Source organism: Thiobacter sp. AK1 (assembly GCF_039822265.1).
Taxonomy (GTDB): domain Bacteria; phylum Pseudomonadota; class Gammaproteobacteria; order Burkholderiales; family Thiobacteraceae; genus Thiobacter; species Thiobacter aerophilum.
In genome coordinates this window covers 242,697-266,438 of record NZ_JBAJEX010000001.1, presented here as the reverse complement: position 1 = coordinate 266,438, position 23,742 = coordinate 242,697, and the positions used below count along the sequence as shown (strand labels likewise).

The window sequence follows — 23,742 nt, the reverse complement described above, 5'->3', positions numbered from 1 at the left end:
ACACTACACGCCTAGCTCTTCCACCCAGGCGAGCGCCTGTAGGTGCGCCACGTTCACCCGTTCCGGATCCAGGGTCAGGGCCTCGGCCAGGGCGCGGATGCGCGGGATGTCGGCGCCCTCGCAGGCTTCCGCTAGCTGCAGAAAGGGGCCATACACGCCTTCCCGGTGTAGTAGCGCATCGGCGATGGGCTCCGGCAGATTTAGCCTTTCCAAGATCTGTTCCATGGGCATTTCCAGCATGGCGTCGAGCAGGGAGAAAATGCCGACGATGAACAGGTTGTCGCGCTCGTGCTTGTCCAACAGCTCCTGTCCCAGAAGCTCCGTGAGGCGGCCTCGCGTGACGGCGGTTTTCATCAGCGCCGGCGGGGTCGAGCCTTCGTTGGCCGTGACCACGAGTAGGGTGAGCCAGCGGTAGAGCTGCTGATAGCCCAGGATGGCCAGCGCATGGCGGATGGATTGAATTTCACAGGAAAGCCCAAAGCCTACCGAGTTGATATAGCGCAACAGCTTGAAGGAGAGGGCCACGTCACGCTTGAAGCCTTTTTCGATCTCGCCGATGTCGGCATTGGCACGCACCTTATTGAGCAGCTCCAAAACCAGCGCTTGCCCCGGGTTGATCACGCGCGCCGTGAGAGTTTCCGGCCGGGCGAAATAAAAGCCCTGAAACAGATCGAACTTGAGGTTGCGGCAGGTGTGGAACATGCTGCGGGTTTCCACCCGCTCTGCCACCAGCTTCACTGGATGCCGGCGCACGCTTGCCACCAGGTCGGGCAAGCGCTCCGCTGGCGTGGCCAGCACGTCGATTTTCACGTAGCTCACCAGGGGCAGCAGGAAATCAAGGTCGGGATTGCCGTCGTAGTCGTCGAGGGCGAGGGCGAAACCCTGGGCGCGTAGGTCATTCAAGCGTGGCAGCAACTCGGGCGTTGGCGCCACGTCTTCCAGGATTTCCAGCACCACCCGGCGGGCGGGCAGCAGTTCCAGGAACTCGCTTTCCAGCATCGGGTTGGAGACGTTGAGAAAGGCTATGCGGTCGCCGAATAGCCATTCCGTGCCCATATTGTTCAGGGTGTTCACCAGCACCCGGGTGCCGGCCAGCAGGTCGTTCGTGATCTCGGCCTGGGTGGCATGCGCTTGGTCGCGGAAGAGGAGCTCGTAGCCGATGATGCGCTGCTGGCCGTCGACGATGGCTTGGCGGCCGACGAAAACTTCCTCGGAGCGGTGGCTGATGGCGGCGGGCGCAAAGGGGTTCATGGGCGGGTCTCCACGTGCGATGCCGGTTCTCTAGTCTGCGCCCGCCATCAGCCGGCGGCGCGGAATAGGCTGGCCTGGGGGCTGGGCGTTTCGCTAGACAGCAGGGCTTCCATGTCCAGCACCAGCACCACCTGCCCGTCGCCGGAGAGGGTGGCGCCGGCCACGCCGTGGGGCTTGATGCCCTGCAACGGTTTGATCACCACGTCGTCGCGGCCGATGAAGCCGTCGATGGCCAGGACGAAGGTGGATTCACCGGATTGCATTAGCACCCCGAAGGACGGTGGCCCTTCTTCCGGCCAACCGATGATGCCGGCCAGCGTCTTCACCGGCAGCACCTCGTCGCGCACCACCAGCGTGGCGCGTCCCGAGACCTGCTGCACCTCGTGGGGCCGGATGGGAATGATCTCCCGCACCATGGATAAGGGGACGGCGAAGGGCTGTTGCCCCAGGCGCACGATCAGCACCGGCAGAATGGCCAGCGTCAAGGGCAGGGTGATGGTGAAAGTGGTGCCCTGGCCCACCACGGAGCGGATGTCGATGCGGCCGTTCAAGCGGGTGATGTTGGTCTTCACCACGTCCATGCCCACGCCGCGACCGGAAACGTCCGAAATCTGGTCCTTGGTGGAGAAACCCGGCAGGAAAATGAGATTGAGGCTTTGGCGCTCGTCCAGGCTGTTGGCGGTCTCGACGTCGATGAGACCCTTTTCCAGTGCCTTGCGCCGGATGACGTCGGGGCGGATACCACGGCCATCGTCGGCGATCTCGATGACGATGTGGTCACCTACCTGCTGGGCGGAAAGTTTGATCACGCTCTTGGCCGGCTTGCCTGCGGCGAGGCGTTCCTCGGGGCTGTCCACGCCATGGTCCACTGCGTTGCGCACTAGATGCACCAGCGGATCGTTGAGGTCCTCGATCATGGTCTTGTCGATCTCGGTATCTTCGCCTTCTAGGATCAGCTCCACCTCCTTGCCCAGGCTACGCGCTAAGTCCCGCGCCAGACGCGGGTATTTCTGGAACAGGCGGCCGATGGGCTGCATGCGGGTCTTCATCACCGCGTTTTGCAGATCCCCCACTAGCAGATCCAGCTGACTCACCGCTTCATCCAAGGCTTTCAGCGTTGCGAGATCGGTCTTGCCGGCGAGGATGTCCGCGCGCAGACAGTTGAGGCGGTTTTTGGTGAGACCAATTTCACCCGAGAGATTGAGCACCTGATCCAGTCGCGCCGTGTCGATGCGAATGGTGGTTTCTTTCCCCGCTGGCGCGGTACTCTTGGCGGGGGCGGGCTTGGGCTCAAGCCGCGCAGGCGGAGCCGAGGAGGCGGGATTGGTCGCCGCCGGACGTTCCGCCCCCGGGCTTTCCTCCGGGCGGCTGCCTAGCAGCGCGTGATAAAGCAATCGCCAGTCCGGGCCATGTTCCGCTGCTGCCTGGGTGGATGGGACCTCGTCTTCCACCGGCGCCTGGGGCGTATGGGCCGCCTGATTCTGCCAGACCTGCATGGCCTTTTCGCCGGCAAGTACCGCATCCAGCTCCAGCATCAAATCCTTGTCGGTGGGTTCCGGCATGCGGCCTTGCGCGAGGTAGCCAAACATCTCCCGGACCGCCGCGGTGGCAGCTAGGATCACATCCATGATCTCCGGGTTGAGGGACATTTCTCCGTTGCGCAGCTTGTCGAACAGGTTTTCGGTGCGATGGCACAGCTCCACCAGCGGCGTCGCGTTAAGGAAGCCTGCGCCCCCCTTGATGGTGTGAAAGCCACGGAAGATCTGGTTGAGCAGCTCCTTGTCGTTTGGGGACTTTTCCAGTTCCACTAGCCTGTTGTCCACTTCGGACAGCAGGTCCGTGGCTTCCGTGAGGAAGTCCTGCAGCAGGTCTTCCATGCCTTCGAATGCGCTCATGAGGCGTGTCCTCTCTTTGTGTTGCGACCTCAGAAACCCAGGCTTTCCAGCAGCTCGTCCACTTGGGCCTGGCTGGTAACGATGTCGGTCCGGCCCTCGGCATTGACCACTGGGCCATTGAGGAGGCTGCTCTCGAGCTGGGTTCGCTTCTCAATGGGCGTGCTTTCCACCAGCACCTTGAGTAGCTCGTTTTCCATTTCCTGGGCCATGTCGATGATCTTCTTGATCACCTGGCCGGTGAGATCCTGGAAATCCTGGGCCATCATGATTTCCAGGAGCTGGGCATTGGTGGCGGAGGTCATGCGCGGCACGTCCTGTAGGAAACCGCGCGTCTCGTGCACCAACTGTTTGAACTCCTCCACCGACAACTCGTTGCGGAACAGGCTGTCCCAACGGGCAGACAGGGTATTCGACTTGGATTCCAACTCTTCCTGAATGGGCTTGGCCACGTCGGTGGCGTTGAGCACCCGCTCCGCGGCTTGCTGGGTGAGGGCGGCGATGTAGGCCAGGCGGTCGCGGGCATCGGGAATCATGGAGTCCACGGCCTTCTCCAGGGTTTTGTCGTAGCCCAGTTGCTTCAAGGTGTCATGGAGCTTGCGTGTGAGCTGGCCCAACTGGCTGTAATAGGGTTCCATGATGCCGCCGCCCTCCGCTGGGTGGACGGTGGCCTCGGCAGCCTGATCTGGCGTCAAGGCGGGCGCATGCCCGGCTTCTGCCAGGGCGTTGGCGCGTACGATGCTATCGAACAGGGCTTCCAGTTCGTCATTGTCACCGCTTGCCGTGTTGCTCACTTGGCACCTCCTAGGTTCTGAAAGATCTTGTTGAGTTTTTCCTCGAGAGTGGCTGCGGTGAAGGGCTTCACCACATAGCCGCTGGCGCCGGCCTGGGCCGCCGCGATGATGTTCTCCTTCTTCGCCTCCGCGGTCACCATGAGCACCGGGATGTGCTTGAGCGCAGGGTCGCTGCGAATGGCTTTGAGCAGATCGAGTCCGGTCATGTTGGGCATGTTCCAGTCGCTGACCACGAAGTCGAACTTGCCATTGCGCAGTTTCTGCAACGCCACCACGCCGTCCTCCGCCTCCTCCACGTTGGCAAAGCCCAACTCCTTTAGCAGGTTGCGGACGATACGGCGCATGGTGGAGAAGTCGTCCACTACCAGGAACTTCATGTTGGGGTCAGCCATGCGGCGCTCCTTGGTTTATCTGCATGTGAGCCTTTCTGTTCATCATCGGGTGCAGTCCTTCCGTCAGTGCAGGAAGGGACGCAGGGTTTCTGCCAGCACTGCCGGGTCGAATTTCGCCACGTAGTGATCCACTCCCACCGCCTGGCCCATGGCCCGGTTGGCTTCGGAGGAGAGGGAAGAGTGCATGATGATCGGAATGCCCTCGAAGCGGCGATCCGACTTGATCTGCTTGGTGAGCACGTAGCCGTCCATTTCAGGCATTTCCGCATCGGTGAGGATAAGGCTAACTTTTTCGTTGAGCGGCACGCCCTCGGCCAGCGCCTGAGCCGCCAAGGCTTGGAGTTTTTCCCAGGCTTCCTGGCCATTGGTGGCCTGCTGATACTTGATGCCCATGGTCTCCAGGACTTTGGTGATCTCCTTGCGCGCCACCACGGAATCATCGGCGAAAAACACTAGATGTTCTTTCTCCGACTGCACCGGTTCTAGGGGCGGAACCTCTTCCTCGCCGATGGCTTGGGCGAGGATCTGCTCCACGTCCAGGATGGAGACCAGCTTGCCATCGGGCAGCTCGGTGATGGCAGTGATGATGGAGTCCTGGCCGGTGAGCATGGAGGTGGGGGGTTTCACCTTGTCCCAGTCCACGCGAATGATGCGGTCCACGTCGTGCACCAGGAACCCCTGGGTGTGGCGCGAGAATTCCGTGACGATCATGGTCTGACCGGTGTTCTCGGGAGCGCCGTCGATGCGGATGAATGTGGCGAGCGAGATCACGGGAATGATGTTGCCGCGCAGGGAAATCACCCCCTCCACCCCCGGGGGCGTATTGGGCGTGCGCGTGATGGGCGGGGTCTGGGACACTTCCCGTACCTTGAAGACGTTGATCCCGAACACCTCGCCGGTGCCCAGCGAGAACAGCAGGATCTCCATCTTGTTCGACCCCGCGAGCTTGGTGCGGGCGTCGATGCTCTCGATGAGAGCGGGATTGGCAGACATGTCCATGATCGAGTTTCCGTGGTCAGTTTGCGATCAGGCCGCGGCGCGAACGTTACCCTTGAGGATGCGGGTGAGCGTCTCGGCTAGCCGTTGCGGCTCGAATTTCGAGACGTATTCATCCACCCCCACCGAGCGGCCCAACTGCTGGTTGGACATGCCCGACAGAGAGGAATGCATGATGACGGGAATGCCGGCGAAGCGGGGATCGCTCTTGATGTTCTTGGTGAGGATGTAGCCGTCCATCTCCGGCATTTCCACGTCGGTGAGGATGACCTGGATGAAGTGGCTCACGGGCAGGCCAGCGGCTTCCGCCTGATTGGCGATCTTGAGCAAGGCCTCCCAGGCCTGGCGCCCGTTGTTGGCCATGTGGTAGTTGACGCCCATGGCTTGCAGCGTTTTCTCGATCTGCTTGCGGGCGATCGCCGAGTCATCGCAGAAAAAGATAGTGTGTGGTTCTTCGGACTCCAGTGGCTGCACGGCGCTGTAGAGGAACTCGTCGTCCACGTGGGTGGTTTCGGCAAGAATCTTTTCCACGTCCATCAGCATCACGAGACGGCCGTCCTTGAGTTCCGTCACGGCGGTGACCAGGCCGCCCATGTGGCCGGCGAACATCTCCGGCGGCACTTTGATGGAGGACCAATCCAATCGCAGGATCGTGTCCACAGCCTCCACCAGAAAGCCTTGTGTGTGACCGTTGTATTCCGTGACGATCATGATTTCGGGTTTGTTCTCGGTCTGGATGCCCGTGAACTTCACCAGATCCACCACGGGCACCAGCACGCCGCGCAGGCTCACCATGCCCTCAACCGCGGGTGGCATTTCCGGCGCACGGGTGATCTCTGGCACGCGCATCACTTCACGCACCTTGAACACGTTGATGCCGAAGGTCTCCCGGCGCCCGGTGCGCACATCGGTGCCCAGGGTGAAGAGGAGGATCTCCAGCTTGTTGGTGCCGGCCAACTTGGTACGGGCATCGATGTTTTTCAGCAGTTCGGACATGGTGTGCTCCGTCAGACGATTTGTTCCTCAATGGCCGTGGTTGACGCACAAGATGCTGCTATCCGCCTCGCCGCTGGCGGCCATGCGCTCTAGATTGGCTAGCACGTCTAGGCTAGCGTTCTCCATCTTCTGCAGGTGAGACAGGGCAGCGGTCTTGTCCCCCGCATAGAAGGCTTCGAGGGCAGCCACGCCGGCACTATGCACGGTCTTGTGTGGTGCTTCGATTTCGCGATACCCCGGCAGCTGGCTGAAGCAGGCATGGCCATCCCCTTCGTAGTACCACTTGCCCAGGCGGCAGGCGGTGTGGCTAGCGAAATCTTGGGGTTTCTTCTCCGACAGGCCCATGAACACCTTATAGATCTCGAACTTGAACACCAGGTGATCCACTTTGGCCAGTTCTACGAAGCTACGCAGGGCAGAGGCGGAAATGGCGCCTTCCATGTCGTGGGATAGCTCGATCAGGTGTTTGAGGGCCTTCGATGCTTCCTCACCCTTGAGACTAAAGTTGGCGGACTCCCGGGCTTCCGTTTCCATCTGACCTTTGGTGCCTTGGATCTCGGTCTGAATGGCGCCCACCAGGGTCGAGATTTCGTTGGTGGCATTTGCAGTTCGTTCGGCAAGCTTTCTCACCTCGTCTGCTACCACCGCGAAGCCGCGGCCCTGCTCGCCGGCGCGGGCGGCCTCGATGGCCGCATTGAGGGCCAGCAGATTGGTCTGATCGGCGATTTCCTTGATGAGCTTGACGATGCCGCCGATCTGTCCCGCACGTTCATTGAGGCGCTCTACGCTGGATGCCGTCTGCTGTGTCTTTTCCGCCACAGATTGCAGGTTGGAGGCGATATCCTCCATCACCGCGCGGCTGGCGCCAGAGGCACTGGCGGCGGTGACGGCGTGCTCCTTCTCAGTCTTCATGTTTTGGGCCAGCCCCGCCAGGGTGCGTTGCATCTCCAGAAAGGACACGCCAAAGCGCTCCATGTTCTCGAACATGCCGCGCTGGAACGCAAGCTCCGCCTCCAGCTCTGCCACCCGCGCGGCGAGCGCTTCTTTTTCCTGCTTGGCCTTGTCTGCGGCCATGGCGAGCCGGCTTTTTTCCGCCGCCATGGCGTCCAGTTGTGCGCGCAGGTTTTTGATCAGTTCTTTGCTCTTGCCAAACATGCTGCGTCTCCTTTGTCGTTGCTTGTCGTCGGGGATTCAGGCAGCCAGGCGGAATCGCTTCACCACCTGCTCCAAATTATGGGCCTGGGCCAGCAGGGCATGTACCGCCTGGCTGGTGTCTTCCAGGGCAGCACGATTGGATTCGGCCATCGCTGCGATGCGCTCCACTTGGGCGGCGAGGGCCTCGCTCTGGCCGGTGCGTCCGCGGGTGGCAACGGCGATGTCGTGGATGCGCCGCACCGCGTCGGCCACGCTGCGATTGATGTCGGATAAGGCCTGTCCCGCCAGATTGGCGTGACTGACGCCCTCAGCTACCTGCTGGCTGCCTTTCTCCATGGTGGCCACGGCACGGGCGGTTTCGGACTGGATGGCCTCGATCATGGCGGAGATCTCATTGGTGGCGTTGGCGGTACGCTCGGCGAGCTTTCTCACTTCGTCCGCCACCACCGCGAAGCCGCGCCCCTGTTCGCCGGCGCGCGCCGCCTCGATGGCGGCGTTGAGGGCAAGCAGATTGGTTTGGTCGGCGATGTCTTTGATCACCGCCAGAATCTGGCCGATTTGGCTCGAGCGTTCTCCCAGCTGGGCAATCATTTGCGCCGATTCGCTCACCGTTTGCGCCACGTCTTGGATGCCCTTGACGGCGGTGGTCACCACACCATTGCCGCGCTCGGCCAGGGCGCGTGCTTCGGCGGCGGCCGCCTCGATCCGCTCCGCAGTGGCCGCGATCTCCTGGAAGGCGCGGTTGAGGTCTTCGATGGCGGCGGCGGCCTCGGCCGCTTCCCGGGATTGGCTGCGGGAACGGGTGGTCACCTGCTCTGCCACATGGGACAGGCGCTCGGCCGTGTTGTCCACGCTGTGGCTCGCCTCGCTCACCTCGCGCACGATACCGGCAAACTGGTCGGTCATACGGTTGAAGCTTTGGGCCACGGCGCCGATCTCGTCATGGGCTTCGGCGTGGACACGGGTGGTGAGATCGCCCTGGGCAAGCCGCGCGGCGGCTTGCTCCAGACGTGCCACGCCGCGGTTCACCGAACGGGTGAGCAATAGGCCCCACAGCGTGGAAAGCAGCACACCGACGACGATAGCGCCGATGGCGATGCCATCCACCACTCGCGCCCGCGCTTGAGCGCGGGCGAAATCCCGTTCCGCCGCCCGAGTCTGGTGGTCGATGAGCGCATCGATGGCCGCAGCCTGGGTGTCGAAGAGCGCATCCATGGTGTTCTTGCGCAGCCGGTCCGCTTCGGCGAATTTTTCTGCTTGCAGGAGGTCGATCAAAGGCAGCAGGCCTTCGTCGCTGAAGGCGCGCCGCGCCTTGAGCAACGCGGTGAACAGCCGCCCCTCCTCACCGGCAGGCTTGCGGGCCGCGTAGGCATTCACCAGTTGCTGCACCTTGTACATGTTGCTGCGCACCTTGTCGGCGTGGGCCATGATCTCGAAGGCGTCTTGCTCGAGGCGCGCCGCCAAAAGCTCCATGCGGTTTTGCATCTGGTAGTGGCGGATGGTGTTGAGTTGATTGATGGCCACCAGACGTTCCTTGTAGATGGACTCGGCCACCCGGTTGGCGGCATGCAGGCCCCACAGGCCGGTGATGCCCACGGCGAGCATGATTAGTGAGCTTGACGCCACCAGCAAAGTGAGCTTGCTGCGAATGCTGAGCTGGTTCAGCAATGACACGGTTGACTCCTCGGATACGGGTTGTGCCCCTATAGCGGCAGCCGCCCGGCAAAACTTTAGGGCCAGTAAATTTTCCCCTGTCGGCGCGATCGAGTCGGTGGGCTTAGGCGCGTAACGCTATAATCGTGCCCAGCCACCCTCTTCTGCCCATGGCCGAAACCCCACCGCCCATTGATCCGCGTGAGCTGAAACAGGCCTTTTCCCTGTTTAGCCGGGCCTCCGAGCAGCTCGCTGGCGCCTATGCCGAGCTGCAGCAGAAGGTGGCCAGCCTCACCGCAGAGTTAGCCGTGGCCAACGGCGCGCTCAAGCGTCAGTACGAGGAAAAGGAGGCCTTGTCGGAGCGTCTGGCGGGCTTGCTCGATGCCTTGCCCGCGGGGGTGGTGGTGCTGGATGGCGCAGGCAGCATCGTGCAGGTGAACCCAGCGGCCGAGCGTATTCTCGGCGCGCCCCTCTTAGGGGAAAGCTGGCCGGCGGTGCGCGCGGCGCGACTTGCTGCCACGCCCGCCCCAGATGAATGGGAAACGCGCGCGGGCCGGCGAGTGAGCATCTCGACCCAAGCCCTGCCCGCCTTCGGGGGCGATTTGCTGCTCGTGCACGACGTCACCCAAGCCCACGCCCTGCGTAGCGAGCTCAACCGGCACCAGCGCTTGTCGGCCATGGGCGAAGTGGCAGCGCGGCTCGCCCATCAGTTGCGTACGCCCCTGGCCACCGCGCTTCTGTATGCCTCGCATCTCAATCGAACAGGGCTTGCCGAGGCAGACCGGCTGCGTTTCGCTGGCAAGGTGTTGGAACGGCTGCGTCATCTCGAGCATCTGATCCAGGACATGCTGTTGTTCGTGCGCGGCGAGGCGGCGGGACGGGAAACCCTCGCCGTCTCCACGCTGCTTGCAGACCTCGCTCAGATGATGGAGCCCCAGATGCAGGCGCACGGCGTGGGCTTCAGCGTCGTGGACGCAGCAGCAGGCGCCGCACTCACGTGCAGCCGTGACGCCCTGGCCAGCGCCCTGATGAGCCTGCTGGAAAACGCCCTGCAGGTCTGCCGCGCTGGTGACCAGGTGCGGTTGGCGGCCCGCGTGGACGCCGACGCGGTGGTGTTCGTGGTGGAGGACAGCGGCCCGGGCATCGAGCCGGCGCATCTCGAACGCATCTTCGAGCCCTTCTTCACCACCCGCGCCGAGGGCACGGGGCTGGGGCTTGCCATCGTACGCAGCGTGGCCGAGGCTCACGGCGGAAGCGTGGCGGTGGACTCGCGCCTGGGGCAGGGCAGCACGTTCACCCTGCGCCTGCCCTTGGCTACAATCGCCTAAACCGAAGGCCGCCTCGATGTCCTCTCTGCCCATCCTCATCGTCGAAGACGACCGCGACCTGCGCGAGGCCCTCAGCGACACCTTGGCGCTCGCTGGCCATACGGTGCGCGTGGCGGAAGACGGTCGCGCCGCCTTGCAGATCCTGGAGCGGGAACCGGTGGGCTTGGTGATATCGGACGTGCAGATGCGTCCCATGGATGGTCACGCCTTGCTCAAAGCCATCAAGAGCCGCTGGCCGGAGATTCCCGTGCTGTTGATGACGGCCTATGGCATGATCGAGAAGGCCGTCGAGGCCATGCGTGATGGGGCTTGCAATTACCTCACCAAGCCCTTCGAGGCCGACCGGCTGCTCGCCGAAGTGGCGCGCTATCTGCTCACGCCGCCGGTCGAGGACGACGTGGTGGCCGAAGACGCCATGTCTCGGGAGGTCTTGGCGCTGGCGCGGCGGGTGGCCGCTTCCAATGCCACCGTGCTCATCACCGGTGAGTCCGGCACCGGCAAGGAGGTGATGGCCCGCTACCTGCACCGCCATTCACCCCGCGCCGACAAGCCCTTCGTCGCCATCAACTGCGCCGCGATTCCGGACAACCTGTTGGAATCGATTCTGTTTGGTTACGAGAAAGGTGCGTTCACCGGCGCCACGGGCGCCCAGCCCGGCAAGTTCGAGCAAGCCAATGGCGGCACGCTGCTGCTCGACGAGATTTCCGAAATGCCGCTGGCGCTGCAGGCCAAGCTGCTGCGCGTGCTGCAAGAGCGGGAGGTGGAGCGGCTCGGTGGCAAGGGCCCGGTTCCTGTGGATGTGCGCATCATCGCCACCTCCAACCGCGACATGGAAGCGGAGGTGGCGGCCGGACGATTCCGCCAGGATCTCTACTACCGCCTCAATGTGTTTCCCCTTTACCTGCCGCCCTTGCGGGACCGGCGGGAGGACATCGTGCCCCTGGCACGCCACATCCTCGCCCGGCTGGCGAAACAGGCGCAGCGCCATGGCATGAGCTTTTCGCCGGAGGCCGCGCTCAAATTGACTCAGTCACCCTGGCCCGGTAACATCCGCGAGCTGGAAAACGTGATCCAACGGGCACTTATCCTCGCCCCGGGGCACGTGATAGAGCCGTCCCATTTGCATTTGCCGGCGGCAAAAATTGCCGGGTCGGCGGTAGCGGCAGCCGAAGCGGCGCGAGGTCCAACCGACATCAAGTCGCTGGAACGCCAGCACATCATGGAGGCGCTGGCGGCGGAGGGTGGATCCCGCAAACGCGCGGCCCAGCGGCTGGGCATGAGCGAGCGCACCCTGCGCTACAAGCTCGCCCGCTACCGGAAAGAGGATGCTGCCTTAGGAGGCGACGCCTCTTGACGATCGGCATGGATCTTGCATTTATGCTTCCGAATGCCGATAGTGACTTGAACCGCGAGCAAGGACGACGCCATGGATGCCAAAGGGATCGATCAGCTGCTAGGTCAGATGCGGGCCGCCTCCCAGCTCGCCACGGGCGGACAGGGCACGCAGCCCGCGGGCGCGGAAGGGGGCGAATTCGCCGCTTTGCTCAAGGCTTCCCTGGAGCAGGTGAGCCAAAGCCAGACGGAAGCGCAACGCCTGGCCCAGGCCTTCGAACAGGGGGCGCCCAACGTAAGTCTGGAAGACGTGATGATTTCCCTGCAAAAGGCCGATGTGTCCTTCCAGACCATGGTCCAGGTGCGCAACAAGCTGGTGGAGGCCTACCAGCAGATCATGAACCTCCAGGTTTGATGACACGAAGCGGCAGGGCGTGCGGCGCGACGGGGTTTGAGCCCGCTGGTGTCGCCGCCGCCGCTTTTTCTATGGGCAAGCCGCTTAGCCGCGTCCCAGCAATGGGAAGCGAGGGCTCGGGCATGAGGATCGGCCTGGTTGCTGAGTGTACGCGCTTTCTGGGCCTGCCCCAGGGCGTTGACGGGTGCGGCGGCACCGCGTTCGAGGCGGGAAGCTGAACCATGGCCCTCGCCCCCCAATCCTCACTGCTTGGCCCACTGGCGGGTTTCACCCAGCTTTCCAACAGTCAGAAGCTGGGTCTGATCATTGGCATCGCGGCCATCTTCGCACTGGTGGTGGCCGGGGTGCTCTGGTATCGCACGCCCACCTACCAGGTCCTGTTCTCCAATCTCTCCGATCGCGACGGCGGTGCGGTGATCGCCGCCCTGCAGCAGATGAACGTGCCCTACAAGACAGAGGGCACTAGCACCATCCTCGTGCCCATGGAGCAGGTGTACGAAGTGCGCCTGAAACTCGCCTCCCAGGGCCTGCCCAAGGGTAGCGTGGTGGGCTTCGAGCTGATGGAAGGCCAGAAGCTGGGGGTGAGCCAGTTCGTAGAGCAGGTCAACTACCAGCGGGCGCTGGAGGGCGAGCTCACCCGCTCCATCCAGTCCCTGTCGGCGGTGCAGGGCGCACGCGTGCATCTGGCCATTCCGCGGCCTTCCGTGTTCCTGCGGGACCAGCAGAAGCCTTCTGCTTCGGTGCTGCTCAACCTGGGCGGCGGGCGCCGGTTGGAACCGGCGCAGGTGGCCGGCATCGTCCATCTGGTGGCCTCCAGCGTGCCCGACTTGCCACCGGAAAACGTCACCGTCATCGATCAGAACGGCAACCTGCTCACCGGCCCCGAGGCGGCCTTACGCAAGGCGGGACTGGATGCCACCCAGCTCGAATACGTGCGCCAGGTGGAGGAGGGCTTTGCGCGCCGCATCGAGGCCATACTCGCCCCCATCGTCGGGCCGGAGAACGTGCGTGCCCAGGTGACGGCAGAGCTCGATTTTGCCCAGACCGAGCAGACGGCGGAAACCTATAAGCCCAACCCGGCGCCGCAGGAAGCGGCGGTGCGTAGCCTGCAAAGCCGCGAGAGCATCGGCGCCACCGGCGGACCGGCCGGCGTGCCGGGCGCCTTGTCCAACCAGCCGCCCGGCGCGGCCAGCGCGCCCATCACCGCGCCGGCCACTGCGCCTGCTGCGGGGCAGACCCAGGCCGTGGCGCCCTCCCAGAAAGAGCAGACCATCAACTACGAGGTGGACAAGACCGTGCGCCATACCCGGCTACCGCCCGGTGCAGTCAAGCGCCTGTCGGCGGCAGTGGTGGTGAACTACCGCAGAATCACCAGCAAGGATGGCAAGGTGAGCATCGCGCCCCTGTCCCAGGCGGAGCTCGCCCAGATCACCAACCTGGTCAAGGAGGCCATGGGCTTCAACGCCCAGCGGGGTGATACGGCCAACGTCGTCAACGCGGCCTTCAACTTGCCGCCAGCGGAGAAGGTGGAAGCTTTGCCTTTCTACCAGAACCCGTGGGTGCAGAGCGCAGGGTTGGGTTTGCTCAAGTTCCTGGGCATCGCCAGCATCATCTGGTTGGTGGTGTTCGTGGTGCTGCGGCCCATCCTGCGGGAACTGGCGCGCCCCCCGGCGCCGCCTCCCTTACCAGAGGGCGTGGCCGCGCCGGAGGGGGGCGCGGAGGCGGCCCAACCCACTGGTTATGAGCAGAATCTCGCTGCGGTGCGAGAGCTCGCGCGCCAGAATCCCAGCGTGGTGGCCAACGTCGTGCGGGAGTGGGTCGGCAAGGAGGGTGCGTGAACGAGGAGGGCATCGAGAAGAGCGCCATCCTGCTACTCGCCCTGGGCGAGGAAGAGGCGGCCGAGGTGTTCAAATACCTGGGGCCGAAGGAAGTGCAGAAACTGGGCGCAGCCATGGCCAGCCTATCCACTGTCAACCGGGAGAAGGTGGAAAAAGTGCTGGCCGAATTCCGCGAGAAGGCGGAAGGACAGACTGCCCTGGGCGCGGATTCCGCCGCCTACATCAAGAACGTGCTCACCAAGGCCTTGGGCTCCGACCGTGCCGCGAGCCTGCTCGATCGCATCCTGCACGGCGGCGACACCGCGGGCATCGAGAGTCTGAAATGGATGGATGCCCCCGCCGTGGCCGAACTCATCAAGAACGAACACCCTCAGATCATCGCCACCATCCTGGTGCATCTGGATCGCGACCAGGCGAGCGAGATTCTGGGCCAGTTCACCGAGCGGCTAAGGAACGACGTGATCCTACGCATCGCCACCCTGGATGGCATCCAGCCCCAGGCCCTGCGCGATCTCAACGACGTGCTCACCCGGCTCATCACCTCGCCCAACAACATCAAGAAGAGCGCCATGGGTGGCAGCCGTGTTGCGGCCGAGATCCTCAATTTCATGAGCGGGGCGGTGGAGACATCGGTGCTGGCCGCGGTGCGCGACTTCGATCCCGAACTGGCGCAAAAGATCCAGGACGAGATGTTCACCTTCGAGAACATCTTGGACCTGGACGATCGCGCCGTACAGCTGTTGCTGCGCGAGGTGCAGTCGGAAAGCCTCATCATCGCCCTCAAGGGAGCCAGCCCAGAGCTGCGCGAGAAGATCTTCAAGAACATGTCCCAGCGCGCGGCGGAAATGCTGCGCGACGACCTGGAAGCCAAGGGTCCGGTGCGTGTCTCGGAAGTGGAGGCCGAACAAAAAGAGATCTTGAAGATCGTGCGCCGCTTGGCCGACGAAGGGCAGATCGTCCTGGGCGGCAAGGGCGAAGAAGCCTTCATTTGACCCCTTTGCCCCGGCGGCGGGCGGCGTCATAATTCATGAGTAACCCTTACGCCAGCTAGCCATGGCCTCCAAACCCATCATCCCCAAGGAACAGCTCTCCGCCTACCAGCGCTGGGAGCTTGCCTCCCTGGAGGACAACCCCCCTCCGCCACCGGAGCCCGCGGTGAAGCTGCCCACCGCCGAGGAACTGGAACGCATTCACCAGCAGGCCTATCAGGAAGGTTTCGCGGCCGGCGTGCGCGAGGGACGTGCCCAGGGCGAGGCCGATGCGCACCGCATGCGCGAGCTCATGCAAGGCCTGGATCAGGCGCTAAGAGGTTTCGAGCACGCCATGGCGGGTGAGATCCTAGCCTTGGCCCTGGAAGTCGCCCGTCAGTTGGTGCGACGCACGCTCAGCGTGGAACCCGAACGCGTGCTGGACGTGGTGCGTGAGGCCATCGAGAGCCTACCCCAGTTGTCGGAACACCCGGTGCTGGTGCTGAATCCGGACGACGCCAACCTGGTGCGCCAGATGTTGGCCTACGAATATCAGGAATCGGTCTGGCGGGTGGTGGAAGATCCCCACATGACGCGCGGTGGCTGCCGCATCGAAACCGCAGAAAGCGAACTCGATGCCACCCTTGAGACGCGCTGGAAACGAATCGTGTCGGCACTGGGCAGCGATGGAAACTGGAACGATTGAGAGCGAAGACAACGCCCTGGCGCACTGGCAGGCCTTCCTGCGCGACTGCCAGGATGTGGTGAGGGCCACCAAGCCCTGGGCGATGACGGGCCGTCTCACCCGTGTCGCTGGACTGGTGATGGAAGCGGTAGGGCTGAAACTGGCAGTGGGCTCGAGCTGCCTGGTGGAGTTGCCCAACGGGCTCACCGTGGATGCCGAGGTGGTGGGCTTTTCCGGCGAGCGCCTGTTCCTCATGCCTTCCACCGATGTGTATGGCCTGGTGCCAGGCGCGCGTGTGATTCCCGTGGAAAGTAGTGAGCTCCAGGTGCCGCGCCCCCGTGATAGTCTGATCCGGCGCCGGCGCGCGGAAGACCGGGCACGCCAGGTGGCGGTGGGCCCGGAGCTGCTCGGCCGGGTGGTGGATGGGGCCGGCCGTCCCCTCGACGGGCTCGGTCCGGTGGAAGCGGCAACGCGCGTGCCGCTGCAGAGCCGGCCCTTCAATCCCCTGGCGCGCGCCCCCATCCGCGAGGTGCTGGATACCGGTGTGCGTGCCATCAATGCCTTGTTCACCGTGGGCCGCGGCCAACGCATGGGCCTGTTCGCCGGTAGCGGCGTGGGCAAGAGCATTCTTTTAGGCATGATGGCGCGCTATACCAGCGCGGATGTGATCGTCGTCGGCCTGATCGGCGAACGCGGGCGCGAGGTCAAGGAGTTCATCGAGAACATCCTGGGCCATGAGGGCCGCACCCGCGCCGTGGTGGTGGCGGCCCCCGCGGACACGCCGCCCCTGCTGCGCCTGCATGGGGCGGCTTATGCCACCGCTATCGCCGAGTACTTCCGCGACCAGGGCAAGCACGTCTTGCTCATCATGGATTCACTGACCCGCTTCGCCATGGCGCAGCGGGAGATCGCTCTGGCCATTGGCGAGCCGCCGGCCACCAAGGGTTACCCACCTTCCGTGTTCGCCAAGCTGCCGCAGCTTGTGGAGCGGGCCGGCAACGGGCGCGAGGGTGGGGGTTCTATCACCGCCTTCTACACCGTGCTCACCGAGGGCGACGACCAGCAGGATCCCATCGCCGATGCCGCGCGCGCCATCCTCGACGGTCACGTGGTGCTATCGCGCAGCCTCGCCGATCAAGGCCACTATCCGGCCATCGACATCGAGGCCTCCATTAGCCGGGCCATCACCGAAATCGTCTCGCCTGAGCAGCTGGAGCGGGTGCGGCGCTTCAAAAACCTGTATTCCCGCTATCAGCGCAGCCGGGATCTCATCAGCGTGGGCGCCTACGTGCGCGGTAGCGACCCTTTGCTTGACGAGGCCATCGTCATGTATCCCAAGCTGGAGGCCTTCCTGGTGCAGGACATGCGCGAGCGGGCGAGCTACGACGATAGCATCCTACGCCTGGAACGGCTTCTTGGCGGGTGAGCATCTAGCCCATGCCGCGTCGCTTCCCTCTGCAAAGCCTGCACGATCTGGCGGCCGATCGGCTGGAGGCGGCCTCGCGTCGGCTGGCCGAGCTCAAGCGGACCTGGCAGGCCGCCGAGGACAAACTCGCCAAGCTGCGCGACTACCAGCAGGAATACCGCCAGCGCCTCGGACAGGCCGTGCGGGAGGGGCTGGATGTGACGCGCATGCGAGACTTCCACGCCTTTCTTGCCAAGATCGAAGTCGCCATTCGCCATCAGCTCGCCGAAGTGGAACGCTGCCGCCAGGCCTGGGAGCACGGCCAGCGCGTCTGGCTCGAGGAACGCCGCAAGCTGAAAACCTACGAAGTCCTCAAGGCGCGCCATGCCGCTAGCGAGCGTGTGCGAGAAAACCGGTTGGAGCAGCGGGACCAGGACGAACATGCGCGCCGCATCCGGGCGGCGACCCCCCATCTGCCCCGCGGCGAAGATTGACCACGTTCTGGCATGTCGTTTGCTTATCCGCTCGTGTCGCCCGTAGCGGGCCCAAAGCAGGAGCCGGTTTCATGCCCAACATGCCTGTTTCTTCCCACATCACCGTGATCGCCGTCGCACCCCCAGTGGCCGAGCAACCGGCTAACCAGCCGGCGGCAACCGACGGCGCGCTGTTTGCCAGCTTGCTTGCGCGCCAGCTCGCGCAGGACGCCGTGCCGCTTTCGCCTCCCATCGCCGAAGCGCGCGCGGAGGGGGCTCAAGTTACCGACGATTCAGGCACGGTGGCCGGGTCGGTTCCATCGACAACGGACCCCGCGGCAGCGTTGCCGACGCTGCCGCTAATGCCCCTGGTGTCGGCTACTTCGCAACTGGCCCCGACCGCCGGGCGGCAGGACAACCTGCCGCGCACCGGCACGAGCAAAGCCGAGAGGGCCGGTGATGCGCCTGCTTCGCTGCCACCGGTCTTGCCGCAAGTTGACGCCAAGCCGGCAAAAGTTGCCGACGAGCCTTTCCTTTTGCCGGCCGGGGTGAATATGGCCAAAGACGCCGTCGGAGCGCGAAATCTTGATAGCTTGGACGCCCCGGCTTCGAGGCTGGCGGAGGCTACACCCCAACCGCTTGCCGCTTGGCATGCCCAGGGCGTCGCACCGTCGCGCGGCGAAATCATGCCGGCGGCGGCCGTGCAGCAGCCGGTGGGCAGTCCCGGCTGGGGTGGCGAGTTCGCCCAGAAGGTGGTGTGGTTAAACCACCAGGGACAGCAGTTCGCCCAGATCCAGGTGACCCCGCCCCAGCTCGGGCCGGTGGAGATCCATCTCAGCTTGGGCCAGGATCAGGCCAACATGACCTTCGTCTCGCCTCATGCCCCGGTGCGTGAAGCGATCGAAGCCGCCTTGCCGCGCCTGCGGGAGATGCTTGCCGAAAGCGGCATCCAGCTTGGGAATGTGGAGGTGGCGTCCCATTCCTTTGGCCAGGGGCCGCGTCAGGACGGCGAACCCGGTTTGCACCAGGGCTCCCACGCTAGCGTGGCACCGGTCCTGACGCCCGCGAGGGCGACCCCGGCATGGCGCGGGGCGGGGCGCGAAGGCCTGGTGGACGTATTTGCCTGATTCGCGTCTGGAAAAACCAGAAAACGGGTCCCTGAGACCCGTTTTTTATTGCCGTTTAAACGCAATATTCGCCATGGGTTCCGGAGCCAAACTGACAAACTGCCTAAAAACCATCGCCAAACTACTTGATCCGTCGTGGGTTTGAGGTTATAAAGCCTGGAAGGCCGCGGTTGCGGCAGGCATTCGAGGAAGCCCATGGCGCAAGCAAAAAACGCCCCGCCGCCCGCAGATGGTGGTGATGCGGCACCCAAGAAGAAAAGCAAGTTCCTGATTATCACCATTGTGGCGGTGCTCCTAGCCGGCGGCGGTGGCGGCGCTGCGTGGTGGTTCCTCGCCGGTAGCAAGGGCGGCGGCAGCCACGAGACGGCGCACAAGGAAGAAACGGAAAAACCGCCCGTGTTCACCCGGCTCGACCAGTTCACGGTCAACTTGCAGCGCGGCGCGGATGGCGAGGACCACTATCTGCAGGTAGAGGTGGATCTGCAGGTGGCCAACGAAAAGGTGATCGAGCAGATCAAGCTGCGCATGCCACAGATTCGCAACGCCACACTCCTGCTCATGTCCAGCAAGACGGCGGAAGAACTCGCGCCGGTGGAGGGCAAGCAGAAGCTTGCCAACGACATCGTCACCCAGGTCAACCAAATCCTGGGTGTGAAAGATCCCAAGCAGGGCGTGCTGGCGGTGTACTTCAGCGCTTTCGTGATCCAGTGACAAGTTCCCATGGCCGAGGAGATCCTCTCTCAAGACGAAGTGGACGCCCTACTCAAGGGCGTGCTCGGCGAGACCGAGGAGGAAAAGCCGGCTGAAGAGCAGGGCGGGGTTCGCTCCTACGACATCGGTAAGCAGGAGCGCATCGTGCGTGGGCGCATGCCCACGTTGGAGATCCTCAACGAGCGCTTCGCGCGCAACCTGCGCATCGGTCTGTACAACTTCATGCGGCGCACTGCCGAGATTTCGGTGAGCCCGGTGAAGGTCATGAAGTACAGCGAGTTCATGCGCAACCTGGTGGTGCCCACCAATCTCAATCTGGTGCGCTTCAAGCCGCTGCGCGGCATGGGCCTGTTCATCTTTGATCCCAACCTGGTGTTCCTGGTGGTGGACAACCTGTTCGGTGGCGATGGCCGTTTCCACGTGCGCGTGGAGGGCCGTGACTTTACGCCCACCGAGCAGCGCGTCATCCAGCGCATGCTGGACGTGGCTACTAGTGAGTACAAAAAATGCTGGGACCCCATCTACCCCATCGAATTCGAATACGTGCGCTCGGAGATGAACCCCCAATTCGCCAACGTGGCCACGCCCAGCGAAGTGGTGGTGGTGACTACTTTCAACATCGAGCTGGGCGAAGGCGGAGGCGATTTCCATATCTGCACCCCCTATGCCATGATCGAACCCATTCGTGATATTCTCAGTTCGACCATGCAGGGCGAGCGGCTCGAGGTGGACGAGCGCTGGCTGCGTCTGATGCGCGAGCAAATCCAACTGGCCGAGGTCACGCTGGTGGCGAATCTGGGCTCGGCGCGCGTCACGCTGCGTGACGTTCTGAATCTCAAGGTAGGAGACGTCCTGTCCCTCGACGTGCCCGACGCGGTGCTGGCGGAAGTGGATGGCGTGCCCGTCCTAGAGTGTCAGTACGGCGTCCATAATGGCCAGTATGCCCTGAAGGTGAAGCGCGTCGTGAGCAGCACGGAAAGCTGAGGCTTGCCAGGGAGGCGGCAATGGCGGAAGACGAGGCGAAGCAAGAGATCACGGCGGACGACTGGGCGGCAGCACTGGCCGAGCAGGAGAAAGCGGCAGCCACCACCGGCGATGACTGGGCCGCCGCGCTTGCCGAACAAGCCCAGGCGGAAGCCGCCAAGCCGGCGCAAATGCCAGTGTTCGACAATGCCGGTTCCACGGCCGCACCTGCAGCCAACAATCTCGACATGATCCTGGATATCCCGGTGAATCTCACCGTGGAGTTGGGCCGCACCAAAATCGCCATCCGCAATCTCCTGCAGCTTGCCCAGGGTTCCGTGGTGGAGCTCGATGGATTGGCGGGTGAACCCATGGACGTCCTGGTCAATGGCTGTCTGATCGCCCAGGGGGAGGTGGTCGTGGTGAACGACAAGTTTGGCATCCGTCTCACCGACATCATCACGCCCGCCGAGCGCATCCGCAAACTCCAGCGATGATCCCCCTGCTTCGCGCCCTGGCGGGGCTGCCCGCGCTGGTGGCTTTCGCGGCCCATGCCGCCGAGGCGTCCAATGTCCCTATCTCCAGTTCCGTCGCCAGCCTCGCGCAAATGTTGGCTGCGCTCGCCCTTGTGCTTGCGGCCATCTTTGCCACGGCGTGGCTCATGCGCCGGCTGGGCGCAAGCCAGCTCGCGGCAGGGGGGGCGATGAAGGTGTTGGGGGGCGTCGCGGTGGGGCCCCGGGAGCGCCTGGTCCTGGTGGAAGTGGGACAGACCTGGCTCATCGTGGGCGTGGCGCCGGGACGGGTCAGTGCCGTGCACAGCATGCCGCGTCCCGAGGACGCGAGCGCGCTCGAGGCAAACCTGCCCGCCACGCCCTTCGGCGAGCGCCTGCGCCAGCTCCTGGCGAGCCGGCGCGGTTGAGGAGGGCGGCATGCGGCTCGCGAAAGCGATTTTGCTCTCGGGTCTGCCCTTGCTGTTGTCGGTGGGGGAGGTCTGGGCCCAGACCGGCCTGCCCGCCTTCACCAGCACCCCGGCGCCGGGCGGCGGCCAGACTTACACCTTGAGTGTCCAGACCCTGATCCTGATCGCGGCGCTGACCTTCATCCCGGCCCTCCTGCTGATGACGACCTCCTTCCTGCGTATCGTCATCGTGCTTTCGCTCTTGCGGCAGGCCATCGGCACGGTGCAATCGCCGCCCAACCAGGTGATCGTGGGCATTGCGCTGTTCTTGACCTTCTTCATCATGTCTCCGGTGCTGGATCGCATCTACGTGGAGGCCTATCAGCCCTACATGGAGAACCGCCTGCCCTTCGATCAGGCACTGGAAAAGGCCTCCCAGCCCCTCAAGCAGTTCATGCTGGCGCAGGTGCGGCAGGAAGATCTGGCCCTGTTCGCGAAGCTGGGCAAGGTGGGTCCGATGCCCGGGCCGGAGGCGGTGCCCATGAAGATTTTGATTCCCGCCTACGTCACCAGCGAACTGAAGACCGCGTTCCAGATCGGCTTCCTGGTGTTCATTCCTTTCCTGATCATCGACATGGTGGTGGCCAGCGTGCTCATGTCCATGGGCATGATGATGCTCTCTCCGGTGCTCATTTCTCTGCCGTTCAAGCTAATGTTGTTCGTGTTGGTGGATGGCTGGGGACTGCTCTTGGCGTCTCTCGTGCGGAGCTTCAATCCATGATGACTGCGGATGCCGTGATCAACATCGGCCAGCAGGCGCTGGAAGTCACCATTCTGGTCTCTGCGCCACTTTTGTTGGCAGCGCTCGTCACCGGCTTGCTGGTGAGCATCTTCCAGGCGGCCACTTCCATCAACGAGATGACGCTTTCCTTCATCCCCAAGTTGCTCGTGATGTTCCTGGTGATGATCCTGGCGGGACCCTGGATGCTGGGCACCATGGCGGACTACATGACGCGGCTGTTTACCAGCATTCCCGAACTCATCCGCTAAGGCGGCGCCTGTCGCGGCCACGCGCCCATGATCACCGTCACCAGCGTCCAGCTCGAAGCCTGGCTTGCCGTCCTGCTGTGGCCTTTTCTGCGCATCGCGGCTCTGTTGGTATCCGAGCCGCTCCTGGGCCATCGCGCCATTCCCCTTCGGGCGCGCTTGGCCTTCGCTTTGGTGCTGGCCTGGCTGCTTGCTCCGGTGCTGCCGTCGCCCCCACCGGTGGGATTGGCCTCGGCGCAGGGTCTCTTGATCGCCGTGCAGCAGATCCTGATCGGCCTGAGCCTAGGTTTTGCCATGCGGCTTGTGCTGGCGGCGGTGGAAATGGCGGGCGCCATCGCCGGGCTATCCATGGGGCTTGGTTTCGCCCTCTTCTACGACCCGCAGAATTCCGCGCAGGTGCCCGTGCTGGGCCAGTTCATGGGCCTGCTCGCCATTCTGGTGTTCTTCGCCATCAACGGCCACCTGATGGTCATTGCCGCGCTGGTGGAGAGCTTTCGCATCCTACCCATCTCGGCCGTTCCCCTGGCGGCGGGTGGTTTTCAGGCGCTGGCTATGGCGGGTGGCCAGCTATTCGTCGTGGGGGTCATGCTTTCGCTGCCGGTGCTGGCGGCCCTTTTGATCGTGAACGTGGCCATGGGCGTGATGAGTCGCGCCGCGCCCCAACTCAACCTGTTCGCGGTGGGTTTCCCACTCACCCTGATGGCCGGCTTCGCCGTCCTGCTTTTGGCGCTGCCTCACTTTGGCCCGCACTTCGTGCGGCTTTATGAAGACGGTTTGAACATGAGCATGAGTTTCCTCGCCGCCCTTGCGGGGAAGCGCTAGTGCTTTACCGGCAGCACTGTGCGCCGCTATTTTGGCGGCGGGGCGATGTCGGCCATGTGGAAGCGGAAGCGGCCTTGTCGACGATCGTGGAAATAGGCCCGCAGCGTGGCTTCCACCGTGCGAAAGGCGAGCCGATCCCAGGGAATGTCCTTCTCCTCGAACAGCGCCACCTCCAGGCTTTCCGCACCCGGTCCGAAATCCAGATCCAATAGCCGGGCGCGAAACATCAGATACACCTGGTTGATGTGGGGCAAGTTGTAAAGACTGTAAAGTTCTCCCACCTCGACCCGCGCATTGGCTTCCTCCAGAGTTTCGCGCGCCGCGCCCTGGGCGGTGGTCTCGCCGTTTTCCATGAAGCCCGCCGGCAGCGTCCACAGCCCACGCTTGGGATCAATGGCGCGGCGGCAGAGCAGGATTTTGCTTTCCCACTCGGGAATGGTCCCCACGATCATCTTCGGATTCTGATAATGGATGGTGCCGCAGGCCGGGCACACATGGCGCGGATGGGTGTCGCCGGGAGGCACGGTGATGACGACGCGATTGCCGCACTGGCTGCAGAAATTCATGGGAGGACGCCTGAGTGATGCGCCAAAGTAACAAA

Annotated in this window: 25 protein-coding genes; 16 read left to right on the top strand and 9 right to left on the bottom strand. The window is 63.7% G+C overall.

What is annotated here, in order from left to right:
- Positions 1-3: 3 nt before the first annotated feature.
- From V6E02_RS01370 to V6E02_RS01335, 8 genes are all read right to left on the bottom strand, one after another.
- On the bottom strand, positions 4-1,251 hold the full coding sequence (locus V6E02_RS01370) for an EAL and HDOD domain-containing protein (RefSeq protein WP_347306404.1): 1,248 nt from the start codon (positions 1,249-1,251) through the stop codon (positions 4-6).
- A 47-nt stretch (positions 1,252-1,298) separates the two neighbouring features.
- Positions 1,299-3,146: a chemotaxis protein CheA gene (locus V6E02_RS01365; protein WP_347306402.1), complete on the bottom strand. Its 1,848-nt coding sequence runs from the start codon at positions 3,144-3,146 to the stop codon at positions 1,299-1,301.
- A 29-nt stretch (positions 3,147-3,175) separates the two neighbouring features.
- Positions 3,176-3,781 (bottom strand): protein phosphatase CheZ, encoded by a 606-nt coding sequence (cheZ, locus tag V6E02_RS01360; protein ID WP_347307090.1) that lies wholly within the window; start codon positions 3,779-3,781, stop codon positions 3,176-3,178.
- A gap of 152 nt (positions 3,782-3,933) precedes the next feature.
- Positions 3,934-4,329 (bottom strand): chemotaxis response regulator CheY, encoded by a 396-nt coding sequence (gene cheY / locus V6E02_RS01355; protein WP_347306400.1) that lies wholly within the window; start codon positions 4,327-4,329, stop codon positions 3,934-3,936.
- Between the two features lie 63 nt (positions 4,330-4,392).
- A complete protein-coding gene (locus tag V6E02_RS01350) occupies positions 4,393-5,328 on the bottom strand; it encodes a chemotaxis protein (RefSeq protein WP_347306398.1) in 936 nt (311 codons plus the stop codon).
- 27 nt (positions 5,329-5,355) lie between these two features.
- Entirely contained in the window at positions 5,356-6,321 is a 966-nt protein-coding gene (locus V6E02_RS01345) for a chemotaxis protein (RefSeq protein WP_347306396.1), read from the bottom strand.
- Between the two features lie 27 nt (positions 6,322-6,348).
- On the bottom strand, positions 6,349-7,476 hold the full coding sequence (locus V6E02_RS01340) for a methyl-accepting chemotaxis protein (RefSeq protein WP_347306394.1): 1,128 nt from the start codon (positions 7,474-7,476) through the stop codon (positions 6,349-6,351).
- A 36-nt stretch (positions 7,477-7,512) separates the two neighbouring features.
- A complete protein-coding gene (locus tag V6E02_RS01335; protein ID WP_347306392.1) occupies positions 7,513-9,150 on the bottom strand; it encodes a methyl-accepting chemotaxis protein in 1,638 nt (545 codons plus the stop codon).
- Between the two features lie 125 nt (positions 9,151-9,275).
- On the opposite strand from V6E02_RS01335, the gene V6E02_RS01330 reads away from it, so the two are divergent.
- The 16 genes from V6E02_RS01330 (at position 9,276) to fliR (ending at position 23,141) form a co-directional block, all read left to right on the top strand.
- Positions 9,276-10,457 carry a sensor histidine kinase gene (locus tag V6E02_RS01330; protein ID WP_347306390.1) on the top strand — a complete coding sequence of 394 codons (1,182 nt, stop codon included), beginning with the start codon at positions 9,276-9,278 and terminating at the stop codon, positions 10,455-10,457.
- Between the two features lie 16 nt (positions 10,458-10,473).
- The gene (locus V6E02_RS01325) at positions 10,474-11,811 is read left to right on the top strand and encodes a sigma-54-dependent transcriptional regulator (protein WP_347306388.1); all 1,338 of its coding nucleotides are present in this window, start codon (positions 10,474-10,476) and stop codon (positions 11,809-11,811) included.
- A 72-nt stretch (positions 11,812-11,883) separates the two neighbouring features.
- The gene (gene fliE / locus V6E02_RS01320; protein ID WP_347306386.1) at positions 11,884-12,204 is read left to right on the top strand and encodes a flagellar hook-basal body complex protein FliE; all 321 of its coding nucleotides are present in this window, start codon (positions 11,884-11,886) and stop codon (positions 12,202-12,204) included.
- A gap of 221 nt (positions 12,205-12,425) precedes the next feature.
- Positions 12,426-14,042, top strand: a complete 1,617-nt coding sequence (fliF, locus tag V6E02_RS01315) for a flagellar basal-body MS-ring/collar protein FliF (protein WP_347306384.1) — start codon at positions 12,426-12,428, stop codon at positions 14,040-14,042.
- Entirely contained in the window at positions 14,039-15,034 is a 996-nt protein-coding gene (gene fliG / locus V6E02_RS01310) for a flagellar motor switch protein FliG (RefSeq protein WP_347306382.1), read from the top strand. Before fliF ends, fliG begins: the two co-directional genes overlap by 4 nt.
- A gap of 61 nt (positions 15,035-15,095) precedes the next feature.
- Entirely contained in the window at positions 15,096-15,716 is a 621-nt protein-coding gene (locus V6E02_RS01305) for a flagellar assembly protein FliH (RefSeq protein ID WP_347306380.1), read from the top strand.
- Entirely contained in the window at positions 15,697-17,121 is a 1,425-nt protein-coding gene (fliI, locus tag V6E02_RS01300) for a flagellar protein export ATPase FliI (protein ID WP_347306378.1), read from the top strand. Before V6E02_RS01305 ends, fliI begins: the two co-directional genes overlap by 20 nt.
- Before the next feature lie 11 nt (positions 17,122-17,132).
- Entirely contained in the window at positions 17,133-17,594 is a 462-nt protein-coding gene (fliJ, locus tag V6E02_RS01295; RefSeq protein WP_347306376.1) for a flagellar export protein FliJ, read from the top strand.
- A gap of 71 nt (positions 17,595-17,665) precedes the next feature.
- On the top strand, positions 17,666-18,700 hold the full coding sequence (locus tag V6E02_RS01290; RefSeq protein ID WP_347306374.1) for a flagellar hook-length control protein FliK: 1,035 nt from the start codon (positions 17,666-17,668) through the stop codon (positions 18,698-18,700).
- A 195-nt stretch (positions 18,701-18,895) separates the two neighbouring features.
- Positions 18,896-19,411, top strand: coding sequence for a flagellar basal body-associated protein FliL (fliL, locus tag V6E02_RS01285; RefSeq protein ID WP_347306372.1), 516 nt, complete (start codon positions 18,896-18,898; stop codon positions 19,409-19,411).
- A 9-nt stretch (positions 19,412-19,420) separates the two neighbouring features.
- Positions 19,421-20,395, top strand: coding sequence for a flagellar motor switch protein FliM (fliM, locus tag V6E02_RS01280; protein WP_347306370.1), 975 nt, complete (start codon positions 19,421-19,423; stop codon positions 20,393-20,395).
- A 20-nt stretch (positions 20,396-20,415) separates the two neighbouring features.
- Complete coding sequence (fliN, locus tag V6E02_RS01275) at positions 20,416-20,871, top strand: flagellar motor switch protein FliN (RefSeq protein WP_347306368.1); 456 nt, start codon at positions 20,416-20,418, stop codon at positions 20,869-20,871.
- A complete protein-coding gene (gene fliO / locus V6E02_RS01270; protein WP_347306366.1) occupies positions 20,868-21,293 on the top strand; it encodes a flagellar biosynthetic protein FliO in 426 nt (141 codons plus the stop codon). Before fliN ends, fliO begins: the two co-directional genes overlap by 4 nt.
- Positions 21,294-21,303: 10 nt before the next feature.
- Positions 21,304-22,053, top strand: coding sequence for a flagellar type III secretion system pore protein FliP (gene fliP / locus V6E02_RS01265; protein ID WP_347306364.1), 750 nt, complete (start codon positions 21,304-21,306; stop codon positions 22,051-22,053).
- Entirely contained in the window at positions 22,053-22,322 is a 270-nt protein-coding gene (gene fliQ, locus V6E02_RS01260) for a flagellar biosynthesis protein FliQ (RefSeq protein WP_347307088.1), read from the top strand. Before fliP ends, fliQ begins: the two co-directional genes overlap by 1 nt.
- Positions 22,323-22,349: 27 nt before the next feature.
- Complete coding sequence (gene fliR, locus V6E02_RS01255) at positions 22,350-23,141, top strand: flagellar biosynthetic protein FliR (RefSeq protein ID WP_347306362.1); 792 nt, start codon at positions 22,350-22,352, stop codon at positions 23,139-23,141.
- Positions 23,142-23,167: 26 nt separating this feature from the next.
- Here fliR and V6E02_RS01250 read toward each other — a convergent pair whose 3' ends face one another.
- Entirely contained in the window at positions 23,168-23,707 is a 540-nt protein-coding gene (locus V6E02_RS01250; protein WP_347306360.1) for an NUDIX hydrolase, read from the bottom strand.
- Between the last annotated feature and the right edge of the window lie 35 nt (positions 23,708-23,742).

Coding starts and splice junctions, on each gene's coding strand:
- V6E02_RS01370 (WP_347306404.1), bottom strand. CDS start 1,251: ATGAACCCCTTTGCGCCCGCCGCCATCAGCCACCGCTCCGAGGAAGTT.
- V6E02_RS01365 (WP_347306402.1), bottom strand. CDS start 3,146: ATGAGCGCATTCGAAGGCATGGAAGACCTGCTGCAGGACTTCCTCACG.
- cheZ (WP_347307090.1), bottom strand. CDS start 3,781: ATGGAACCCTATTACAGCCAGTTGGGCCAGCTCACACGCAAGCTCCAT.
- cheY (WP_347306400.1), bottom strand. CDS start 4,329: ATGGCTGACCCCAACATGAAGTTCCTGGTAGTGGACGACTTCTCCACC.
- V6E02_RS01350 (WP_347306398.1), bottom strand. CDS start 5,328: ATGGACATGTCTGCCAATCCCGCTCTCATCGAGAGCATCGACGCCCGC.
- V6E02_RS01345 (WP_347306396.1), bottom strand. CDS start 6,321: ATGTCCGAACTGCTGAAAAACATCGATGCCCGTACCAAGTTGGCCGGC.
- V6E02_RS01340 (WP_347306394.1), bottom strand. CDS start 7,476: ATGTTTGGCAAGAGCAAAGAACTGATCAAAAACCTGCGCGCACAACTG.
- V6E02_RS01325 (WP_347306388.1), top strand. CDS start 10,474: ATGTCCTCTCTGCCCATCCTCATCGTCGAAGACGACCGCGACCTGCGC.
- fliE (WP_347306386.1), top strand. CDS start 11,884: ATGGATGCCAAAGGGATCGATCAGCTGCTAGGTCAGATGCGGGCCGCC.
- fliF (WP_347306384.1), top strand. CDS start 12,426: ATGGCCCTCGCCCCCCAATCCTCACTGCTTGGCCCACTGGCGGGTTTC.
- V6E02_RS01305 (WP_347306380.1), top strand. CDS start 15,096: ATGGCCTCCAAACCCATCATCCCCAAGGAACAGCTCTCCGCCTACCAG.
- fliI (WP_347306378.1), top strand. CDS start 15,697: ATGGAAACTGGAACGATTGAGAGCGAAGACAACGCCCTGGCGCACTGG.
- fliJ (WP_347306376.1), top strand. CDS start 17,133: ATGCCGCGTCGCTTCCCTCTGCAAAGCCTGCACGATCTGGCGGCCGAT.
- V6E02_RS01290 (WP_347306374.1), top strand. CDS start 17,666: ATGCCCAACATGCCTGTTTCTTCCCACATCACCGTGATCGCCGTCGCA.
- fliL (WP_347306372.1), top strand. CDS start 18,896: ATGGCGCAAGCAAAAAACGCCCCGCCGCCCGCAGATGGTGGTGATGCG.
- fliM (WP_347306370.1), top strand. CDS start 19,421: ATGGCCGAGGAGATCCTCTCTCAAGACGAAGTGGACGCCCTACTCAAG.
- fliN (WP_347306368.1), top strand. CDS start 20,416: ATGGCGGAAGACGAGGCGAAGCAAGAGATCACGGCGGACGACTGGGCG.
- fliO (WP_347306366.1), top strand. CDS start 20,868: ATGATCCCCCTGCTTCGCGCCCTGGCGGGGCTGCCCGCGCTGGTGGCT.
- fliP (WP_347306364.1), top strand. CDS start 21,304: ATGCGGCTCGCGAAAGCGATTTTGCTCTCGGGTCTGCCCTTGCTGTTG.
- fliQ (WP_347307088.1), top strand. CDS start 22,053: ATGACTGCGGATGCCGTGATCAACATCGGCCAGCAGGCGCTGGAAGTC.
- fliR (WP_347306362.1), top strand. CDS start 22,350: ATGATCACCGTCACCAGCGTCCAGCTCGAAGCCTGGCTTGCCGTCCTG.
- V6E02_RS01250 (WP_347306360.1), bottom strand. CDS start 23,707: ATGAATTTCTGCAGCCAGTGCGGCAATCGCGTCGTCATCACCGTGCCT.